Origin of the sequence: Rahnella sp. CJA17(1/100), from assembly GCF_963881615.1 — a bacterium.
In the GTDB taxonomy this organism is placed as follows: domain Bacteria; phylum Pseudomonadota; class Gammaproteobacteria; order Enterobacterales; family Enterobacteriaceae; genus Rahnella; species Rahnella aceris.
Genome location: NZ_CAWOJA010000022.1, coordinates 43,455 through 61,738, shown reverse-complemented (window position 1 = coordinate 61,738; position 18,284 = coordinate 43,455). Strand labels below are relative to the sequence as shown.

Annotated in this window: 17 protein-coding genes; 6 read left to right on the top strand and 11 right to left on the bottom strand. The window is 52.9% G+C overall.

The window, feature by feature from the left end; genetic code table 11:
* Positions 1-87: 87 nt before the first annotated feature.
* Positions 88-546, bottom strand: coding sequence for a xanthine phosphoribosyltransferase (gene gpt, locus AACU55_RS11730; RefSeq protein WP_013574288.1), 459 nt, complete (start codon positions 544-546; stop codon positions 88-90).
* Positions 547-839: 293 nt separating this feature from the next.
* Between gpt and pepD the strand changes: the two genes are divergently transcribed.
* Entirely contained in the window at positions 840-2,300 is a 1,461-nt protein-coding gene (pepD, locus tag AACU55_RS11725; RefSeq protein WP_013574287.1) for a beta-Ala-His dipeptidase, read from the top strand.
* A 134-nt stretch (positions 2,301-2,434) separates the two neighbouring features.
* Here the strand turns inward: pepD and dinB are convergent, their stop codons facing one another.
* Positions 2,435-3,493, bottom strand: coding sequence for a DNA polymerase IV (gene dinB, locus AACU55_RS11720; protein WP_134705480.1), 1,059 nt, complete (start codon positions 3,491-3,493; stop codon positions 2,435-2,437).
* Positions 3,494-3,776: 283 nt separating this feature from the next.
* On the opposite strand from dinB, the gene dpaA reads away from it, so the two are divergent.
* Positions 3,777-4,502 carry a peptidoglycan meso-diaminopimelic acid protein amidase gene (gene dpaA / locus AACU55_RS11715; RefSeq protein ID WP_013574285.1) on the top strand — a complete coding sequence of 242 codons (726 nt, stop codon included), beginning with the start codon at positions 3,777-3,779 and terminating at the stop codon, positions 4,500-4,502.
* Here the strand turns inward: dpaA and AACU55_RS11710 are convergent.
* Positions 4,473-5,240, bottom strand: a complete 768-nt coding sequence (locus AACU55_RS11710) for a class II glutamine amidotransferase (protein WP_015696178.1) — start codon at positions 5,238-5,240, stop codon at positions 4,473-4,475. The two genes, dpaA and AACU55_RS11710, sit on opposite strands and share 30 nt — an antisense overlap.
* Positions 5,241-5,266: 26 nt before the next feature.
* Positions 5,267-5,848, bottom strand: coding sequence for a D-sedoheptulose 7-phosphate isomerase (gene lpcA / locus AACU55_RS11705; RefSeq protein WP_037036516.1), 582 nt, complete (start codon positions 5,846-5,848; stop codon positions 5,267-5,269).
* Positions 5,849-6,117: 269 nt separating this feature from the next.
* On the opposite strand from lpcA, the gene fadE reads away from it, so the two are divergent.
* A complete protein-coding gene (fadE, locus tag AACU55_RS11700; protein ID WP_037036518.1) occupies positions 6,118-8,586 on the top strand; it encodes an acyl-CoA dehydrogenase FadE in 2,469 nt (822 codons plus the stop codon).
* 168 nt (positions 8,587-8,754) lie between these two features.
* Here fadE and AACU55_RS11695 read toward each other — a convergent pair whose 3' ends face one another.
* The 3 genes from AACU55_RS11695 to mtnK form a co-directional block, all read right to left on the bottom strand.
* A complete protein-coding gene (locus tag AACU55_RS11695; protein ID WP_134705479.1) occupies positions 8,755-10,152 on the bottom strand; it encodes a carbohydrate porin in 1,398 nt (465 codons plus the stop codon).
* 292 nt (positions 10,153-10,444) lie between these two features.
* A complete protein-coding gene (locus tag AACU55_RS11690) occupies positions 10,445-10,915 on the bottom strand; it encodes a YehS family protein (RefSeq protein WP_013574280.1) in 471 nt (156 codons plus the stop codon).
* A gap of 95 nt (positions 10,916-11,010) precedes the next feature.
* On the bottom strand, positions 11,011-12,210 hold the full coding sequence (mtnK, locus tag AACU55_RS11685) for an S-methyl-5-thioribose kinase (RefSeq protein ID WP_013574279.1): 1,200 nt from the start codon (positions 12,208-12,210) through the stop codon (positions 11,011-11,013).
* 117 nt (positions 12,211-12,327) lie between these two features.
* Here mtnK and mtnA point away from each other — a divergent pair, with 117 nt between their 5' ends.
* Entirely contained in the window at positions 12,328-13,356 is a 1,029-nt protein-coding gene (gene mtnA / locus AACU55_RS11680; protein ID WP_037036522.1) for an S-methyl-5-thioribose-1-phosphate isomerase, read from the top strand.
* Positions 13,357-13,534: 178 nt separating this feature from the next.
* On the opposite strand, the gene AACU55_RS11675 is transcribed toward mtnA, so the two are convergent.
* Genes AACU55_RS11675 through AACU55_RS11665 form a run of 3 tightly spaced genes read right to left on the bottom strand, consistent with a single transcriptional unit; the run spans position 13,535 to position 15,389 of the window.
* Entirely contained in the window at positions 13,535-14,080 is a 546-nt protein-coding gene (locus tag AACU55_RS11675; RefSeq protein WP_013574277.1) for a 1,2-dihydroxy-3-keto-5-methylthiopentene dioxygenase, read from the bottom strand.
* 11 nt (positions 14,081-14,091) lie between these two features.
* Complete coding sequence (mtnC, locus tag AACU55_RS11670; RefSeq protein WP_037036524.1) at positions 14,092-14,778, bottom strand: acireductone synthase; 687 nt, start codon at positions 14,776-14,778, stop codon at positions 14,092-14,094.
* Positions 14,775-15,389, bottom strand: coding sequence for a methylthioribulose 1-phosphate dehydratase (locus AACU55_RS11665; protein WP_134705478.1), 615 nt, complete (start codon positions 15,387-15,389; stop codon positions 14,775-14,777). Before AACU55_RS11665 ends, mtnC begins: the two co-directional genes overlap by 4 nt.
* Positions 15,390-15,608: 219 nt before the next feature.
* Here AACU55_RS11665 and AACU55_RS11660 point away from each other — a divergent pair, with 219 nt between their 5' ends.
* Positions 15,609-16,769 (top strand): pyridoxal phosphate-dependent aminotransferase, encoded by a 1,161-nt coding sequence (locus AACU55_RS11660; RefSeq protein ID WP_013574274.1) that lies wholly within the window; start codon positions 15,609-15,611, stop codon positions 16,767-16,769.
* On the top strand, positions 16,757-17,530 hold the full coding sequence (locus tag AACU55_RS11655; RefSeq protein WP_112151324.1) for an amidohydrolase: 774 nt from the start codon (positions 16,757-16,759) through the stop codon (positions 17,528-17,530). Before AACU55_RS11660 ends, AACU55_RS11655 begins: the two co-directional genes overlap by 13 nt.
* Positions 17,531-17,582: 52 nt before the next feature.
* Here the strand turns inward: AACU55_RS11655 and AACU55_RS11650 are convergent, their stop codons facing one another.
* Positions 17,583-18,089: a DUF1993 domain-containing protein gene (locus AACU55_RS11650; protein ID WP_013574272.1), complete on the bottom strand. Its 507-nt coding sequence runs from the start codon at positions 18,087-18,089 to the stop codon at positions 17,583-17,585.
* Positions 18,090-18,284: the final 195 nt, after the last annotated feature.

Sequence of the window (18,284 nt, the reverse complement as noted above, 5' to 3'; positions counted from 1 at the left end):
TCAAGCGGAAAGGATTTCAAGGCAATAAAAGCAAAACGCCCGGCAATAAGCCAGGCGTTAAATTAGAGGAATATTAACAGTGGAGGATTATTTTCCTACCAGAGGTGGCACGAATACCACGCCCATATCCCACGGCTGTTCGATCCAGGTGTTCTGCGGGATGTCGATCACATAGTCATCAACCAGCGGTGCGCCAGCCGGTTTCGCGAAGATCGTGATGAAATGCGCTTTCGGGTACATTTCGCGGATGGCTTTCGCGGTGCCGCCGGTATCCACCAGATCGTCGATCACGATGAAGCCTTCACCGTCGCCTTCTGCGCGTTTCAGCACCTGCATTTCGCGCTGATTATCATGGTCGTAGCTGGAGATACATACGGTATCCACATGACGGATGCACAGCTCGCGAGCCAGCAACGCTGCCGGAACCAGGCCACCACGGCTGACGGCAATAATGCCTTTCCATTGTTCTGCCGGCAGCAGGCGTTTAGCCATAGTGCGCGCGTGGATTTGCAGCATGTCCCAGGTTACAACGTATTTTTCGCTCATAAAGGTGTCCCAGCCAGTGAATTAACGGCTTCTAAAAAAATAATGGGGGGAAAAAAGGTTGCGCGAGATTATAGTGAGTCCGGTTCACAAAAACCAGCGATTATCTGGCTTCAGCCGCCCAAAAATCCCGGAATTTCTCCCCGTCCCCGCGCACAGGTTAAGATTAAGTGATATTCTGTCAGGCCACTCGCCACACAGTCTGGCGGGGATTACTTAACCTTAAACCTACAGCATCTCAGTCAGTTCCCCTGCAAACGGAGCCTGAATGAGCTGACTGTCACAGGAGACTTATAGTGTCTGAACTGTCTCAGCTTTCGCCACAACCGTTGTGGGATATTTTTGCCAAAATTTGTTCAATTCCGCACCCTTCCTATCATGAAGAAGCGCTGGCAAAACACATCGTTGAATGGGCACAGGAAAAAGGTATCCACGCTGAGCGTGATGAAGTTGGCAACATTTTGCTGCGCAAACCCGCCACCAAAGGCATGGAAAACCGCAAAGCCGTTGCACTGCAGGCTCACCTCGATATGGTGCCGCAGAAAAACAACGATACTGTTCATGATTTCACTAAAGATCCGATCCAGCCCTTCATCGAAGACGGTTGGGTAAAAGCCCGCGGCACCACGCTGGGTTCTGATAACGGTATCGGTATGGCGTCCGCGCTGGCGGTTCTGGCTGATGACAGCGTAGAACACGGCCCGCTGGAAGTGTTGCTGACCATGACCGAAGAAACCGGCATGGCAGGCGCATTCGGCCTGCAACCGAACTGGTTACAGTCTGAAATTCTGATCAACACCGATTCTGAAACCGAAGGCGAAATCTACATGGGTTGCGCTGGCGGGATTGATTTTACCGCCACACTGCCGCTGAGCCGTGAAGCGGTTCCGGCCGGTTTCAGCACGCTGAAACTGACCCTGAAAGGCCTGAAAGGTGGCCACTCCGGCGCGGAAATCCACTTAGGTCTGGGCAACGCCAGCAAACTGCTGGCACGTTTCCTGGCAGACAACGCTGATACTCTTGGTCTGCGCCTGCTCGACTTCACCGGCGGCACACTGCGTAACGCTATCCCGCGTGAAGCGATTGTGACCCTTGCTGTTGCTGCTGATAAAGCAGACGCGCTGAAAGCGGCAGCACAAGAATTCCTGGCAACGATTCAGTTCGAACTGTCAGCGGTAGAGAAGAAAATTGCCTTCGTGGTGGAAGCGGCTGAAAGCAACGCGAAAGCGCTGACCGCAGAAACTCAGGGTAAATTCCTTGCCCTGCTGAACGCGACGCCAAACGGCGTGATCCGCATGAGTGATGACGTGAAAGGCGTGGTAGAAACCTCGCTGAACGTCGGTGTTGTCACCATGAAAGATGACGAAGTGGCGATCAACAGCCTGATCCGCTCGCTTATCGACAGCGGTAAAGAATATGTGGTCAGCATGCTCAATTCACTGAGTGAACTGGCTGGCGCGAAAAGCCTCGCAAAAGGCAGCTATCCTGGCTGGAAACCTGAGCCGAATTCACCAGTGATGACGCTGGTGCGTGAAACTTACCAGACGCTGTTCAATAAAACTCCGAACATCATGGTGATCCACGCCGGTCTGGAATGCGGTCTGTTCAAAAAACCGTACCCGGACATGGACATGGTTTCCATCGGGCCAACCATCACCGGGCCACACTCGCCGGATGAGCAGGTGGAAATCGCCAGCGTCGAGCTGTACTGGAAACTGCTGACGGCCCTGCTGAAAGCGATTCCTGAACGCGGTTAATACTCGATCGGTCCCCTAAATCATTCGGGCTGTATCAAGGCGGCAACTGAGTAAATCCCCGGGAGCATACACAAGTATGTGACCGGGGTTTGCGAAGGCAGCCAACGCAGAGACAGTTTGAAGGATGACGGGGATTATTCCCAGGGAAGCAGAAGCTGCCGCTCTATTTGCGGATCCTGCAACGTCACATGTAATCCCACCAGCCTGACTCCCCTTCCGCCACGCCGCTGTTCCCAGGCTTCACGCGCGACCTTCAGCAGATCTTCTTTATTCAGCATCGGCCAGACGTGTTCCTGCGTGGTCTGCTGGAAATCATGGAATTTGAGTTTTACACCCTGCCTCGCGATGCGCAGATCCGGGCTGACACGGCTTAAACGTGTTTGCAGTTCAGGATACAAACGTTCGATCAGCGACACGCATTCTTCCCAGCTGTGGATATCTTCTGCCAGTGTGCGTTCAACGCCGACCGATTTACGTAACCGCTCGGGGGAAATTTCACGTTCATCGATACCCTGACAGCGTTCCCACAGCACACGGCCAAATTTGCCAAAGCGTTTAAGCAGTTTCGCCAGATCATAACGCTGCACATCGCCGCAGGTGATCAGCCCCTGCTCCTGCAAACGCTGAGCGGTGACTTTGCCGACGCCGGGGATTTTACTCAGCGGAAGATCCTGTAAAAACGCCCCGACCTTTTCTGGCGTGATCACAAACTGACCGTTGGGCTTGTTCAGATCCGAGGCGATTTTTGCCAGAAATTTGATCGGCGCGATGCCCGCAGATGCCGTCAGATTGATCTCATCGAAAATGGCCTGACGGATTTCAGCAGCGATAAGCGTTGCAGAGCCGTTGCATTGCGTCGCGTGGGAAACATCCAGATAAGCTTCATCGAGTGACAACGGTTCGATCAATGGCGTATAACGCGCAAAGATTTCGCGGATATGGTTTGACGCTTCTTTATAGGCCTCCATTCGGCCGGGGATCACTTTCAGGTGCGGGCAAAGTTTCAGTGCCATGCCGGTGGGCATCGCGCTGTGCACGCCAAATTTGCGGGCAGGATAATTAGCGGTGCTGATAACACCACGGCGGTCACGACTGCCGCCAATGGCAATAGGAATGTCGCGCAGGGAAGGATCATCGCGCATTTCGACCGCAGCGAAAAAGCAGTCCATATCCACATGAATGATTTTACGCATAACCCTCCCCCTCAATAACTGTATAAGTATACAGTTGAATGCAGGGATGTCCAACATAGAAAATGAGGGTTAGTTTGACTTAATTAATCACCATTAATGGCAACGTAATAATTTTCCTATTCCTAAAGTCATTATTCATTATTTGGTGATTGCTAAAAATTTAATCAGTATTAATATGACAGCGTTTCCGACAGACAGTACATAAGAAGAAAATCAGTGGCGGTCTTACAGGCAGTTGAGCTGTAGACAAAATAATCAAAATTATTACCGAGCAGGACTTAGAATGATCAGAATCGCGCTGTTTCTTGCGATGCTCCTCAGTTTGCCTTTATTTACAGCAAATTACGCCGTGGCCAGCGATGCTGTCCCGGTCAACGCGGCACTAAAAAAACAATTACTGGGTGCACCTGTTTATATCCAGATCTTCAAACAGGAACGTAAACTCGAATTGTATGCTCAGCTCGACGGCGAATTTCGTCTGATCGGCAGTTATGGCATCTGCGATTTTTCCGGCGGTTTGGGAAATAAACGTCGCGAAGGCGATTTCAAAAGCCCGGAAGGTTTCTACAACGTGGATATTCACCACCTGAAACCCGACAGCCGCTTTTATCGCGCCATCAACATCGGTTTCCCCAATGCTTATGATATCTCGCAGGGTTATTCAGGTAAGTATCTGATGATCCACGGTAACTGTAAGTCTATTGGTTGCTACGCCATGACCGACGGCTACATGGACGAAATATTCACCTACGTACAGGCGGCATTCCAGTTCGGGCAACGCAATTTAAAGATTAGCATTTACCCGTTCAGGATGACCGATGCCAACATGAAGGCGCATAAAAACTCCAGCTATTACAGTTTCTGGAACCAGTTACAGCCGGGATATGCGTACTTTGAGAAACACCATCAGCCACCAAATGTCGTGGTCACTGACGGTAGATATGAAGTGCTACAACCGTTGTCCAATACTCCGCTGCCTTCACAGCTGGCGTTCGCCCCGATGAAATAATGCGAATTCACCTGGAGCAATTTTGTTCCAGGTTTCGTTCGCCGTCAGCGGTTGCGTGGCAATCACGGTGACGACATCATCCGGTGTCGTCTGCTGCTGAAAATCAATTTCCACATCCTGATCCAACAACGTTGCCTTGCCGAAAGGCGCACGCCGCGTGATCCAGTGCAAATTCGTCGAGCAATACGCCATCACGAAATTGCCATCCGACAGCAACATGTTAAACACCCCTTTCTGCCGTAATTCATCAGCCAGCGACGCAATATAGCGAAACACCGGCGGCCAGCTTGCAGGGCGGCGCGGATAGCGTTGGGTGAGTTTGTGCAGTAACCAGCAGAAGGCGTATTCGCTGTCGGTCTGGCCCACCGGACGCAGCGTACCGGTATCGAGCTGACGATAACCACGAAGCTGACCGTTGTGCGCATAAGTCCAGTTGCGTCCCCACAGTTCGCGGGTAAACGGGTGGGTATTTTCCAGCGCGACTTCACCACGGTTTGCCTGACGGATATGAGAAATCACCGCGCAGGATTTGATCGGATATTCCTGAACAAGGCGGGCAATGGGCGAATTAAAGCTTGGCGTCGGATCTTTAAAAGTACGACAGCCATTCCCTTCATAAAAGGTGATGCCCCAGCCGTCTTTATGCGGGCCGGTCCCGCCACCACGCTGCACTAATCCACTGAAACTGAAACAAATATCAGTAGGAACGTTAGCGCTCATCCCGAGCAATTCGCACATCACCAGCCTCCTTTACGGCAAAAGGCTTATGCCTTTGCCATCTCTTTTTCGATCAGAAGAATCAAAATATGAATGACTTTGATGTGGATTTCCTGCACGCGGTCAGCGAAACCAAAGTGCGGAACGCGGATTTCCACATCGGCTGAACCGTCCATTTTCCCGCCATCTTTACCGGTCAGGGTGATAACTTTCATGCCTTTAGCGCGTGCGGCTTCGATGGCTTTGATCACGTTACCGGAATTACCGGAAGTGGAAATGCCCAGCAGCACGTCGCCCTTCTGGCCTACGGCTTCCAGATAACGGGAAAAGATGTATTCGTAACCGAAATCGTTGCCGACGCAAGAGATGTGGCTGACGTCAGAAATCGCAATTGCCGGATAGCCCGGACGGTTTTCACGATAGCGGCCTGTCAGTTCTTCGGCGAAATGCATGGCATCGCAGTGTGAACCCCCGTTACCACAGGAAATCACTTTCCCACCCGCTTTGAATGAATCGGCCAGCAGCACCGCTGCACGTTGAATAGACTCAATATTTGCCGGATCGCTGATGAATTTATTCAGCGTTTCAGCAGCTTCGTTCAGTTCAGTACGGATAATATCCTGGTACATAGCAGCCTCTTTTATGTCCATTTGCAGCCGGTTTCAGCACGGCCGATAGCAATAAAACGTTCCGCTGTGCAGTTTAACGGAAAGCCGAAACAGCGAGAAGCCATGAAGCGGTAATGATTCCGATAGTTTCTGTTTTTGACGCTTCGTGCGACCGGTTTGTGAGCTGTGTTGTAATTAGTATGTAAACGTATTGATAAAGAAATGAGCATGAACTAAAACCATTATATCCCTACAACAGGTCAGACCTCCTACTACTCAGGAGCTTTACTATGATGGTTCTTAGCATTGTTGCATTTATCGTGATCCTTGGTGCGTTGTTCTATCACAAGGTCAATCTCGCCCTGAGCAGCCTGATTTTACTGGCGTTTACGGCGGTTATGGGTGCCATTAATCTGTGGACACTTTGGCTGTTATTGCCGCTGGCGATCATTCTCCTGCCCTTCAATATCCCTGCCCTGCGCCGTTCATTGTTCTCCGGCCCGGCGCTTCGCACCTTCCGTAAAGTGATGCCCGCAATGTCGCGCACGGAAAAAGAAGCGATTGAAGCAGGCACCACCTGGTGGGAAGGTGACCTGTTTGGTGGCAAGCCAGACTGGAAGAAACTGCAGGATTATCCTGAGCAGCAACTGACAGAGGAAGAGCAGCGCTTTATTGACGGGCCGGTTGAAGAAGCCTGCCGTATGGCGAATGACTTCCAGATCACCCATGAACTGGCCGATTTGCCGCCGGAACTGTGGGCGTATCTGAAAGAACACCGCTTCTTCGCGATGATCATTAAGAAAGAGTACGGCGGTCTGGAATTCTCGGCTTATGCGCAGGCGCGTGTGCTGCAAAAACTGGCCGGTGTGTCAGGCATTCTGGCGATCACCGTCGGTGTGCCGAACTCCCTCGGGCCAGGCGAATTACTGCAACATTACGGCACCACGGAGCAGAAAGATCACTATCTGCCGCGTCTGGCCGAAGGTCTGGAAATTCCCTGTTTCGCCCTGACCAGCCCGGAAGCGGGTTCTGATGCCGGTGCAATCCCGGACTTTGGTATCGTGTGTAAAGGCCAGTGGCAGGGTAAGGAAGTGCTTGGCATGCGCCTGACCTGGAACAAGCGTTACATCACGCTGGCACCTATCGCCACCGTGCTGGGCCTGGCGTTTAAACTGAAAGATCCCGATCACCTGCTCGGCAACGAAACGGATCTGGGCATTACCTGTGCGCTGATCCCAACAGACACCGCCGGTGTTGAAATTGGTCACCGCCACTTCCCGCTGAACGTGCCATTCCAGAACGGCCCGACGCGCGGCAGCGATATTTTTGTACCGATCGATTACATCATTGGCGGCCCGAAAATGGCCGGTCAGGGCTGGCGTATGCTGGTGGAATGTCTGTCTGTCGGCCGTGGCATCACGCTGCCGTCTAACTCTACCGGCAGCCTGAAATCTCTGGCGCTGGCGACCGGGGCTTATGCCTATATCCGCCGTCAGTTCAAACTGCCTATCGGTAAAATGGAAGGTATCGAAGAACCGCTGGCGCGCATTGCCGGTAACGCTTACGTGATGGATGCCGCCGCAACGCTTATCACGAACGGCATTATGCTGGGTGAAAAACCAGCGGTGCTGTCTGCTATCGTCAAATACCACTGTACTCACCGCGGCCAGCGCGCCGTGATGGATGCGATGGATATCACCGGCGGTAAAGGCATTATGCTCGGCAGCAGCAACTTCGTGGCCCGCGCTTATCAGGGGGCGCCGATTGCGATTACCGTGGAAGGTGCCAACATTCTCACCCGCAGCATGATCATCTTTGGTCAGGGTGCGATCCGCTGTCATCCTTATGTTCTTCGTGAAATGGCGGCGGCGGAGAAAAACGATCTGGTTGATTTTGACCGTGCGCTGTTCGGGCATATCGGCCACGTCGGCAGTAACAAAATGCGCAGTTTCTGGCTCGGCCTGACTAACGGCCGCACCAGTGATACGCCGGTCAATGATAAAACCGCCCGTTATTACCAGCACATCAACCGTCTGAGCGCTAACCTGGCATTGCTGGCTGATGTGTCGATGGGCGTGCTCGGCGGCAGCCTGAAACGTCGCGAACGCATTTCCGCCCGCCTCGGTGATATCCTCAGCCAGATGTATCTGGCGACGGCGACGCTGAAACGTTATGACGAAGAAGGCTGTCACGAAGCGGATTTACCGCTGGTACACTGGGGCGTGCAGGATTGTCTGCATCAGGCCGAAGTCGCTATCGACGATCTGCTGCGTAACTTCCCGAACCGTTTTGTGGCTGGCGTGATGCGCCTGGTGATTTTCCCGTTGGGCCGTTCGCACTCCGCACCGTCTGATCGTCTGGATCACCAACTGGCGCGTATTCTGCAGGTGCCTTCAGCGACACGCAGCCGTATAGGGCGCGGTCAGTATCTGACACCCGGCGAGCACAACCCGGTTGGTCTGCTGGAAGAAGCCTTGCAGGATATTCTGGCCGCTGAGCCGGTTCACAAACGTCTGTGCGAAGCGATGGGCAAAAAATTGCCGTTCACCCGTCTGGATATTCTGGCGCAAAAAGGTCTGGATGCCGGTCATCTGAGCGCCGACGATGCGCGTATCCTGAGCCGTGCGGAAGAAAGCCGTCTGCGTTCAATCAACGTCGATGAGTTTGAACCGGACGCACTGGCTGCACAAAAACCGGCAGCGGAGAAAGACAGCGTAAAAAAGGCTGAGGCGAAACCCCGCCACACCGAAGCTGCCTGATTTAACTGTTAATCCATAAAAAAGCCTGAGTGTTTACGCACTCAGGCTTTTATTATTTATGAAGATACATACATATTACCCTGAATAGTTCGTGTTGCAGAAAGGCGGTAAGCTCACTCACCCTGGGAGTGCAGCCAACGCATCTGTGACGCGAAATATGACGGGTAATCAGAAGTAGTATTTAAAGCGTACCCGCGCCCCATACCGCTCATCGCTGTCATCATCGCCGCTGTAGGTTTTATCTGCTTCCAGCATGGAGACATAAGCGCCCAGATACACGTTGAAGTTTTCCATATCCATCACGTTCGGGATCAGGTAACTGGCGTGAACGGTATGAATGTCGTAGCTGCCCGGTTCATCAAACCAGTCATCGTCGTAATCGGATGCGCGAAGGCCATTGATGCTGAAGTCTTCGATTTTGTTGTGCGCATAGATGTAGCCCAGCTCGAAGCGTTTCCATAAGGCATTGGCACCGACGGTGAAGTCTTTTTCATCCGATGCATCCATATAGGCCGTGCTCAGGTTAGCCACCACGCCGTTCTCAGGGTCAGCTTTCTGCCCGTCCCAGGTCATGGTCATGCCATAACCATTACGTTTGGACTGATCAACGAATTCGCCATTTTCACCGGTGTAGCCGTACGCATTGTTCACCACGTTGGTTTCCATTGCGGCGGCCACCGAGAGCGCATCCCCTTTCCAGGCAATGACCGGACGCAGGTACGCGACGTTTTTATCATTTTCAAGTTGGTTGCCGTGGTAGTTTTGCTCAGCAAACAGTGAGGTGCCGTTTTCCAGCAGGGTGTTCAGCTCGAAATACCAGTTGCCGATATTCTTATTCAGCATGATGTTGCCGCCGCTGTCACTGCGACCGCGCCCTTCTTTCATCATGTAGACATAACCGTAGCCGTCGGCGTACAGATCATTGGCGGTATTCCCGGAGTATTCAACGAAGGTGTCCTGATTAAGCGGGAACATATCGTAAGCTTCGAAGCGGCCGATTTTTGCCATCCAGTTTTTTTCTTCACCGAAGAAGAAAGCGGCATCATCAAGATTCATTGAACCGTTCAGGTCAGCCGTTGGCTGCACAGAGAAACCGGAGAACTGACCATTATCATTTCGACGATAACCATCAAGACCGATTAATAACCGTCCGTTAACATCCCAACGCTCATTATTCCCCGGTTTCCAGTTTTTATTGTCACTGGTTCTGACGGAGGTTAATTGCCCGCTGCGGCTGGCACCGTCAACGTTAAATTCCACATCACCGTACAGTTTTAAATTATCGAATCCATTAAGTGTTAATAATTTGTCTTCCGATATGCCATCCTTTTTAACTTCTACCGGACTGGCTTCTTTCACGCGGGCAATTTCCTGCTCGCGCTTAATATCCTGATGCTTCAACTGCTGGATTTGTTTTTCGGCAGTTTCAGCCCGAGTTTCCGCCTGCTGAAGACGCTGCTCAAGCTGTGCCATACGGGCTTCAAGGCTGCTTCCAGACGTGGCGGCAACCGCAGAACCCGAAATGGCGAATCCGACGAATAAGGCCAATAGTTTAATTTTTGTCATAATAAGATATCCTTTTCACTATAAAAATTACCCGCTGCCAGTCAATTAACAGCGGTGTTTTATTTTTTGAAATAGTGCCCTGAGGTATTACGGCGAAGGATGAAGATAGTTTCCGAATTAATATGCTGTCAAAAATAAACTAGAGAAACGTGATGTGGGAAGTAAAATAACGAAATTTCGTCATTACAGAGTAAATAAACGTAAAGCGGGAGCCTTTTAAAAAAGGCTCCCGCTTATTATTTACTATTAAAGTATTCAGTATATAAATATTTATTTCATGAATACTTTATATTCAGCTTTTTTTAGGACGCACTTTCGCCGTCAGCCCTTTCAGGAAATAACGCATCACCTGATCGCCGCACGGACGGTAATTTTTGTGGCCTTCTTTGCGGAAGAATGCGCTCAGTTCACCTTCAGACACTTTGAAATCAGCCGCCGTCAGTACAGAAATCATGTCTTCGGTTTTCAGCTCAAACGCCACACGCAGTTTTTTCAGCATGATGTTATTGGTCAGGCGTTTTTCCACTTCCGGTGCCGGGAAGCGATCGTCTTTACCGCGTTTGAAGGTAATCAGGCCATTGAGGAAGTTCGCCATCACTTCGTCAGGCACTTCCATGTAACCTTCTTCGTCTTCTTTTTTCAGATAACGCGACATCACGTCAGGGCTGACGGGCGTACCGGTGGTTTTAAGGATCTCGATCAGCTGGCCTTCGCTTAAATCCAACATGTAGCGCACGCTGCGTAAGACATGGTTATGCATCATAATTCTGTATTCCTGTTAAAAGTAAACCGAGGAAATGCCACCGGGTTTACCCCTACGCACCTCGAAGGCGGGCATTATACAAGAAACTTACAGGATTAGCTGAACTGACGTATCCGCGCAATAAGTGACTCCACATCGCCGATTTGTTGTGCAGTGAGGATCAGTTTTTGCCCAAGGCTCAGCGCATGGCGCTGGCAGTCGGCGCGCATCGCATCATCTTTAATGGTATCGAGATCAGCAACATGTGCCAGGCCGATGGTGCGACGGATTAACTCCGCGCCGCAGTAACCGACGGCATCGTGCCAGACTTCCTGCAAAAAGAGTCCGGCATAGCCGGTTTCCGCCAGCGTCGGATCCTGAGATTTATCCCGCGCCAGTTGCAGGAAACGCTCTGAGAAACTCATCCACAGTTCACGCACATCTTTCAGGCGCTGCTCGCGGCCGTCCGCCGCCTCGCGCACACCCACCAGCCCCGGCAGACCACAATAGTTCAGCAACAGGTTGCCGATAGCAGAACCGGGATCAAAGCCCATGGGGCCGTAATAACCGAACTCCGCGTCAATGGCTTTCAGTTTGCCTTCAGCAACAAAAATCGAACCACTGTGAATATCACCGTGCAACAGCGCTTCGGCCTTGCTCAGGAAACGATGTTTGAGCGCGGCCACAGCCAGACGCAGCGGTTTGTCCTGACGCAGTGCATCCACCGCCGGCTGCAATACCGGCTCAAAATTATTGCGCTCATGGTCAACATACGGATCGGTGAAGAACAGATCTTCGGTGATCTGACACAATTCAGGGTTGGTAAAACGCGAGACTTCGGCTTTTTTGGCCTGCGCATTCTGGTAGAAATCGGAAGTATGAAACAGTGTCTGTGCCAGATACTCACCCAGTTGGGCTGCCGCCTGCGGGTAATGTTTCCCCAGTACCAGTTCACTGCGCCAGATCTGATGATCCGATAAATCTTCCTGCACCATCACCGCCAGTTCAGCGTCGTGATGCAACACATTAACCGTGTGCTGCGGACAATACTGGCCGTGGATAATCAGGGTTTCAGCTTCAATGCGCGCACGATCTAACGTCAGCGGCCAGGATTCCCCCACACAACGCACGTACGGCAGCGCCTGTTTTACAATCACCCGGCTTTTTCCCGCAGTATCGCGGATCTTAAACACCAGGTTCAGGTTTCCGTCACCGATTTCATCGGCCGTGACCAGAGATTGCGGATCCGCCACGCCACCAAACTGACGGGCATATTCAACGGCATCGTTGGCGGTAAATGTGTAGTAGCGTGACATCCTGACCTCTCGAATTCTTTTTTTAGCCTTTAAAGCGTTTAGACGTCTATACATCCGTGAAGCATGTTGGCAGAATAAGTGAACAGATGCAACCGGGCAACAAGGATTTAACTAACAATGCAAAGCCTCACAACCACCAGTTTACGTATTCGTGAAAACCAGCTGTGGATCCTCGACCAGCAAGCTCTGCCGCAACGTTCAGACTGGCGCGAATGCCGTGATGTCAGCGAACTGGTGGATCACATCCGCACCCTGCGCGTACGCGGTGCGCCGCTGATTGGTTTGTCCGCCAGTCTGTTGCTGGCGCTGCTGGCCGAACAGGGAATGGCGCAGGATGAATTGCATCATGCTCTGGAGACATTGCGCGCCTCACGTCCGACCGCAGTGAATCTGATGAACAATCTCGACCGTATGAAGGCCGCGTTGCAACAAGCTGATTACGTGAAAGCGCTGGTGGAAGAAGCATTGCGGCTGGTGGATGAAGACCAGACATTGTGCGATAGCATTGCCACTCACGGCGCAAAACTGGTCACGCCCGGCAGCCGTCTGCTCACCCACTGCAACACCGGCGGCCTGGCAACAGCGGGCGTCGGCACGGCCATCGGCGTGATCCGCCGAGCCCATGAACAGGGCAATGTAGAACAGGTTTGGGTGGATGAAACCCGTCCGTTGTTGCAAGGGGGGCGCCTGACCGCGTGGGAACTAGGCGAGCTGGGTATTCCTTATCAGCTGATTTGTGATTCGATGGCCGCCAGCCTGATGGCGCAAAAACGCGTTGATGCCATCTGGGTCGGCGCTGACCGCATTGCTGCGAATGGCGATGTCGCCAACAAAATCGGCACTTACAGCCTGGCGGTGCTGGCGAAATATCACGGTATTCCGTTCTATGTTGCCGCGCCGCATACCACCCATGACCCGCACTGCCCGAACGGTGCCGCCATCCCTATCGAACAGCGCGCGGCAAATGAAGTGACCGGCGTTTCCGGCAGCTTTGGTTCCGTACAATGGGCGCCGCTCGGCGCGCAGGTTTATAACCCGGCGTTTGATGTCACACCGGCGGAGTTGATCAGCGGATGGGTGCTGGATGTGGGGGTGGTGACGCCGGAGCAGGTACGGGATGGTGTGTTTGCGAAGGCGTTGAAGTAATCTTTTCTCCTCCCGGCAAACTGTGGCGAACAACTCGGTTTTACTCCTCCCCCTGCGAAGGGGGAGGCTGGGAGGGGGTTTTAAGGGCTAACACCTCAGTTAAAGCACACTTCAACATCTTGATTTTGCTTTAAAACCCCACCCCAACCCTCCCCTTCGCAGGGGAGGGAGTCAAAGCTTACTCCCCCATCCGCGGATACGCATCCGCAATCTTATCGCCGGTGAAATGCGCTACCCAGCCTTCCGGATTATCGAATACACGGATCGCGGTAAATGACGGGGATCCGCCCATGTCAAACCAGTGACGGGTGTTGGCCGGTACGGAAATCAGATCGTTTTTCTCGCACAGGATCTGAAAAATCTTGCCGTTCAGATGCAGGCAAAACAGCCCGGCACCTTCGACGAAGAAACGCACTTCGTCTTCGCCATGTGTATGTTCAGAGAGAAATTTGGTGCGCAGCACCTCACGCTGTTCGTTGTCCGGGCGCATGCTGATCACATCCCAGCTCTGATAGCCCTTCTCTTCGACCAGTTTGTCGATTTCATGCTGATAGGCGGCAATCACGTCCTGCGGCTGCGGGTTCTCGCCTAAATCGCGGTCAGCCTGCCAGCGTTCGAAACGCACATCAATTTTGCTCAGCTCAGCAGCGATCGCGTCCCCGTCGCGGCTTTCCCACAACGGTGCGGAAGGATCCTGGTCACTAAAAATCGTTAATGCACTCATGGTCAACCCTCTTATAAGAATGTTTCTAAGGCTATCTGATCAAAACGATTAACTTGCAGGTGATCGCTGAGTTCGTCCGCGTCATCGCGGATCAGTTGACAGGTATGCCAGCCCGCTAAGCGCGCGGCATCCAGCTCCTGACGGATGTCTGATAAAAACAGCAAATCCTGCGGCGGCAGGATCAGTTGCTCAGCGATGTTCTGATACGACTCCGTTTCACGCTTAGCACCGACGCGGGTATCGAAATATCCGCTGAACAGTGAGGTTAAATCACCGGCATCGCTGTAACCAAACAACAGCTTTTGCGCGTCCACCGACCCCGAGGAATACACGCAAAGTTGCAGACCTTCAGCTTTCCACGCTTCCAGCTGCGGCGCGACGTCAGCATACAGATGCCCGCGAAAATCGCCGTTTTCATAGCCGGTACGCCAGATGATGCCCTGCAACACTTTCAGCGACGTCGATTTCACGTCGTTATCCATGTAGGTAAAGAGTTGTTCAATCAGCGCCTCGACGCTGGCCTGTGGCCGGTCGATTCCGGCGCGTAAGGCATCCAGTGCCGCCGCAACGTCCGGCTGTTCATGCTCATGGCGCAGGAATTCAGCAAGACGCTGACGGGCATACGGGAACAACACCTGATGCACAAAACGGATATCCGTGGTGGTACCTTCAATATCAGTCACAATGGCGCGGATCATTTAGCCTCCAGCAGGCGACGTTGCAGTTCACACTGGAATAAAAATTCCAGCCCTTCCAGATGGCGGCGCGCTTCGGCCACATCCCGTCCCCAGCAGGTCAGCCCATGACCGCGCAGCAGAAAACCATACTGCAACGGCGTGTGCTCCGCTGATGCGATGATCTTCTGCGCCAGCGCGGGAATATCCTGACTGTTGTCGAAAATCGGGATCACCACCTGATCAAGGTGCGAGGTCTGGCCGCTGAGCGATTTCTGCATCTCATAGCCTTCCAGCACCAGCGCACCACTGCGTTCTACCCGCGATAACACTGTCGAATTGACCGAATGGGTATGCAGCACCGCGCCTGTTTCAGGATAGCGGGAATACAGCATGGTGTGCAGGCCGGTTTCCGCAGAAGGACGACGTCCGCTGGGCGCAAGGCCGCTTTCCAGTTCCACCAGCAGGAAATCGTCTGCGGTGAGTGATCCTTTGTCTTTTCCCGATTCGGTGATCAGGCAATGAGCATCGCCTTCGCGGACGGACATATTGCCGCCCGTTGCCGGGCTCCAGCCCTTCTGACCAATCCAGTGACAGGCTGCCAGCAGCGCGCCCAGTTGCAAATTCTCTGTCATCGTATTCCTGAAAAGCTGTGCGTTGAGGGACGGAGTTCGGAATGAAATAGACGCTTTTTACCGCGATATATTCAATGTGTTGCGGCTTAGATCGAATTGGCATTTAGCCATCTAAGCGTCTCGATTGCCAAATATTAACATCGTGTTATATTGTGAGCAACATCGCTATTTGCACACCTGACGCCTGTCAGGTCAACGGTCCAGGAGTATTGACCCGCCATGAGCACAGCAGCATTGATCCCCGAAAGTAAACTTCCTGCATTAGGCACCACGATTTTCACCCAAATGAGTGCGCTGGCGCAGAAACACAATGCCATTAACCTGTCGCAGGGGTTTCCTGATTTCGACGGCCCGCAATATCTGAGGGATCGTCTGGCGTATCACGTCAGTCAGGGCGCGAACCAGTACGCCCCGATGACCGGCACGGCGCAGCTACGTGAAGCGATTGCCACCAAAACCGAACAGATTTACGGCTATGCACCGGACGCCAACACCGACATCACCATCACGGCGGGCGCGACAGAATCGCTGTATATCGCCATCACCGCGCTGGTGTCGAAAGGCGACGAAGTGATTGCTTTCGACCCGAGCTATGACTGTTACGCCCCGGCGGTAGAACTGGCGGGCGGCGTGATGAAACGCATTCAGTTGCAGCCGCCGGAATTCAAAGTGAACTGGGCGGAATTCGCCGATCAGATTACCGACCGCACAAAGCTTGTGATCATCAACACGCCGCACAACCCGTCGGCTACCGTCTGGAGCCACAGCGACGTCGGGCAGCTTTGGCAGATCATTGCGGATAAACACATTTTCGTGCTGAGCGATGAAGTGTACGAACATATTTGTTTTGCGCCGGAAGGTCACGCCAGCGTGCTGCGACATCCGCAGCTGCGTCAGCGCGCCATTGCCGTATCGTCGTTCGGCAAGACTTACCACATGACCGGCTGGCGCGTGGGATATTGCATCGCACCGGCGGTGATCAGCGCCGAACTGCGCAAGGTGCACCAGTATCTGACCTTCTCCGTCACCACGCCGGTTCAGCTGGCGCTGGCGGATATGCTGCGTGAAGCGCCGGAACACTGGCAGGAACTACCGGCCTTTTATCAGGCCAAGCGCGACCGTCTGGCGCAAGGGCTGGCGAACAGCCGCCTGAAAGTTTTACCGAGCCAGGGCACCTATTTTCTGCTGGTCGATTACAGCGAGGTGTCCGGTTTAGACGATGTTGCATTCTGCCACTGGCTGACTGAACATGTGGGCGTAGCGGCCATTCCGATGTCGGTTTTCTGCGCCGCGCCTTTCCCACATAAACTGATCCGGCTGTGCTTCGCCAAACAGGAAGCCACGCTGGACGCTGCTTCGGAGCGCCTGTGTCAACTTTAAAACTGTCCGTATTGCAACAGCCGCTGGTGTGGCTGGATGGCGAGGCGAACCTCGCACATTTCGACGGTCTGCTCAGTGCACTGACCGGCCGCGACCTGATTGTTCTTCCTGAAATGTTTACCACCGGTTTCGCCATGCAGGCACCGGGCAGTGCGCTGCCTGAATCGCGTGTCGTGCAATGGCTGCAACAGTGGGCAAAACAACTCGGGGCGATGATTGGCGGCAGTGTGGCGTTAAGCACCACGGAAGGCGCTGTGAACCGTTTCCTGCTGGTTGAACCGCAGGGCAAGGTGCATTTTTACGATAAACGTCACCTGTTCCGCATGGCCGGTGAACACAATTATTATGTAGCGGGCAAACGTCGTGAAATCGTGGAATGGCGAGGCTGGCGTATTCTGCCGCAAGTCTGTTATGACCTGCGTTTTCCGGTGTATTCACGCAACCGGCAGGATTATGACCTGGCGCTTTACGTCGCCAACTGGCCTGCCCCGCGCAGCCGCCACTGGCAGACGCTGCTCGCCGCCCGGGCGATTGAAAATCAGGCTTATGTCGCCGGATGCAACCGCGTCGGCACCGATGACAACGGCCACTACTACAGCGGTGACAGCCTGATTATTAATCCGCAGGGGGAAGAGCTGGCGCGTGCTGAGCCGGGTTCGGCAATGATTATCGACGCAGAGTTGTCGCTGGAAGCGTTACAGGATTACCGCGAAACCTTCCCCGCCTGGCGCGATGCCGATACCTATTTGTTACATGACTAAAAAAATGCCCCGGACTTTTCAGCCGGGGCATTTTTAATTCCTGCCTGTCTGTTTAGTTTCCACCAATAAAGTCCATTTTACCGATGTTCACGCCCAGATGGCGCAGAATGTTGTAGGCGGTGGTGATGTGGAAGTAGAAGTTCGGCACGGCAAACACGGTAACATAGCTGTGCGCAGTAAATTTCATTTCACGATTTCTGCCTTTCACCACGATCTCACGGGATTCATCACCTTCCAGCTGTTGTGCATCCACACTTTCGATAAAACGCAGCGTTTTGGCGATGCGCTCCTGCAACTGGGCGAATGTCACTTCATTGTCTTCCATTGCAGGCGCGGCGATACCGGCCAGACGGGCAATTGCGCCTTTCGACATATCACTGGTGATTTGCACCTGTCGCGCCAGTGGATACATATCTTCTGCCAGACGGGTATTCAGGACTTCTTCTTCTGATTTTCCGTTTTCCTTTGCCCATGCCGCGCCTTTTTCCAGCAAGGCTGAAAGATTTTGTAAACCACGAACAAATTGTGCCGCCGTACTGCCATAAAGCGATGCTGACATGATGCTTCCTTAATGAATGATGGGTTAGAACAACTGGCGCTACCTTAGCGCGTTATGGTCTGAACAGCGCGCCGTTTTATAGCAATGAAGTGTGACGAAAAATCCGCTTTGCGAGCTGCCCCTGTTTTTTTGTCAGCGCATGTAAAAACATCCAGGTGTGGATCACTTCTTGCATTCAATACCCCCGCAAAAACA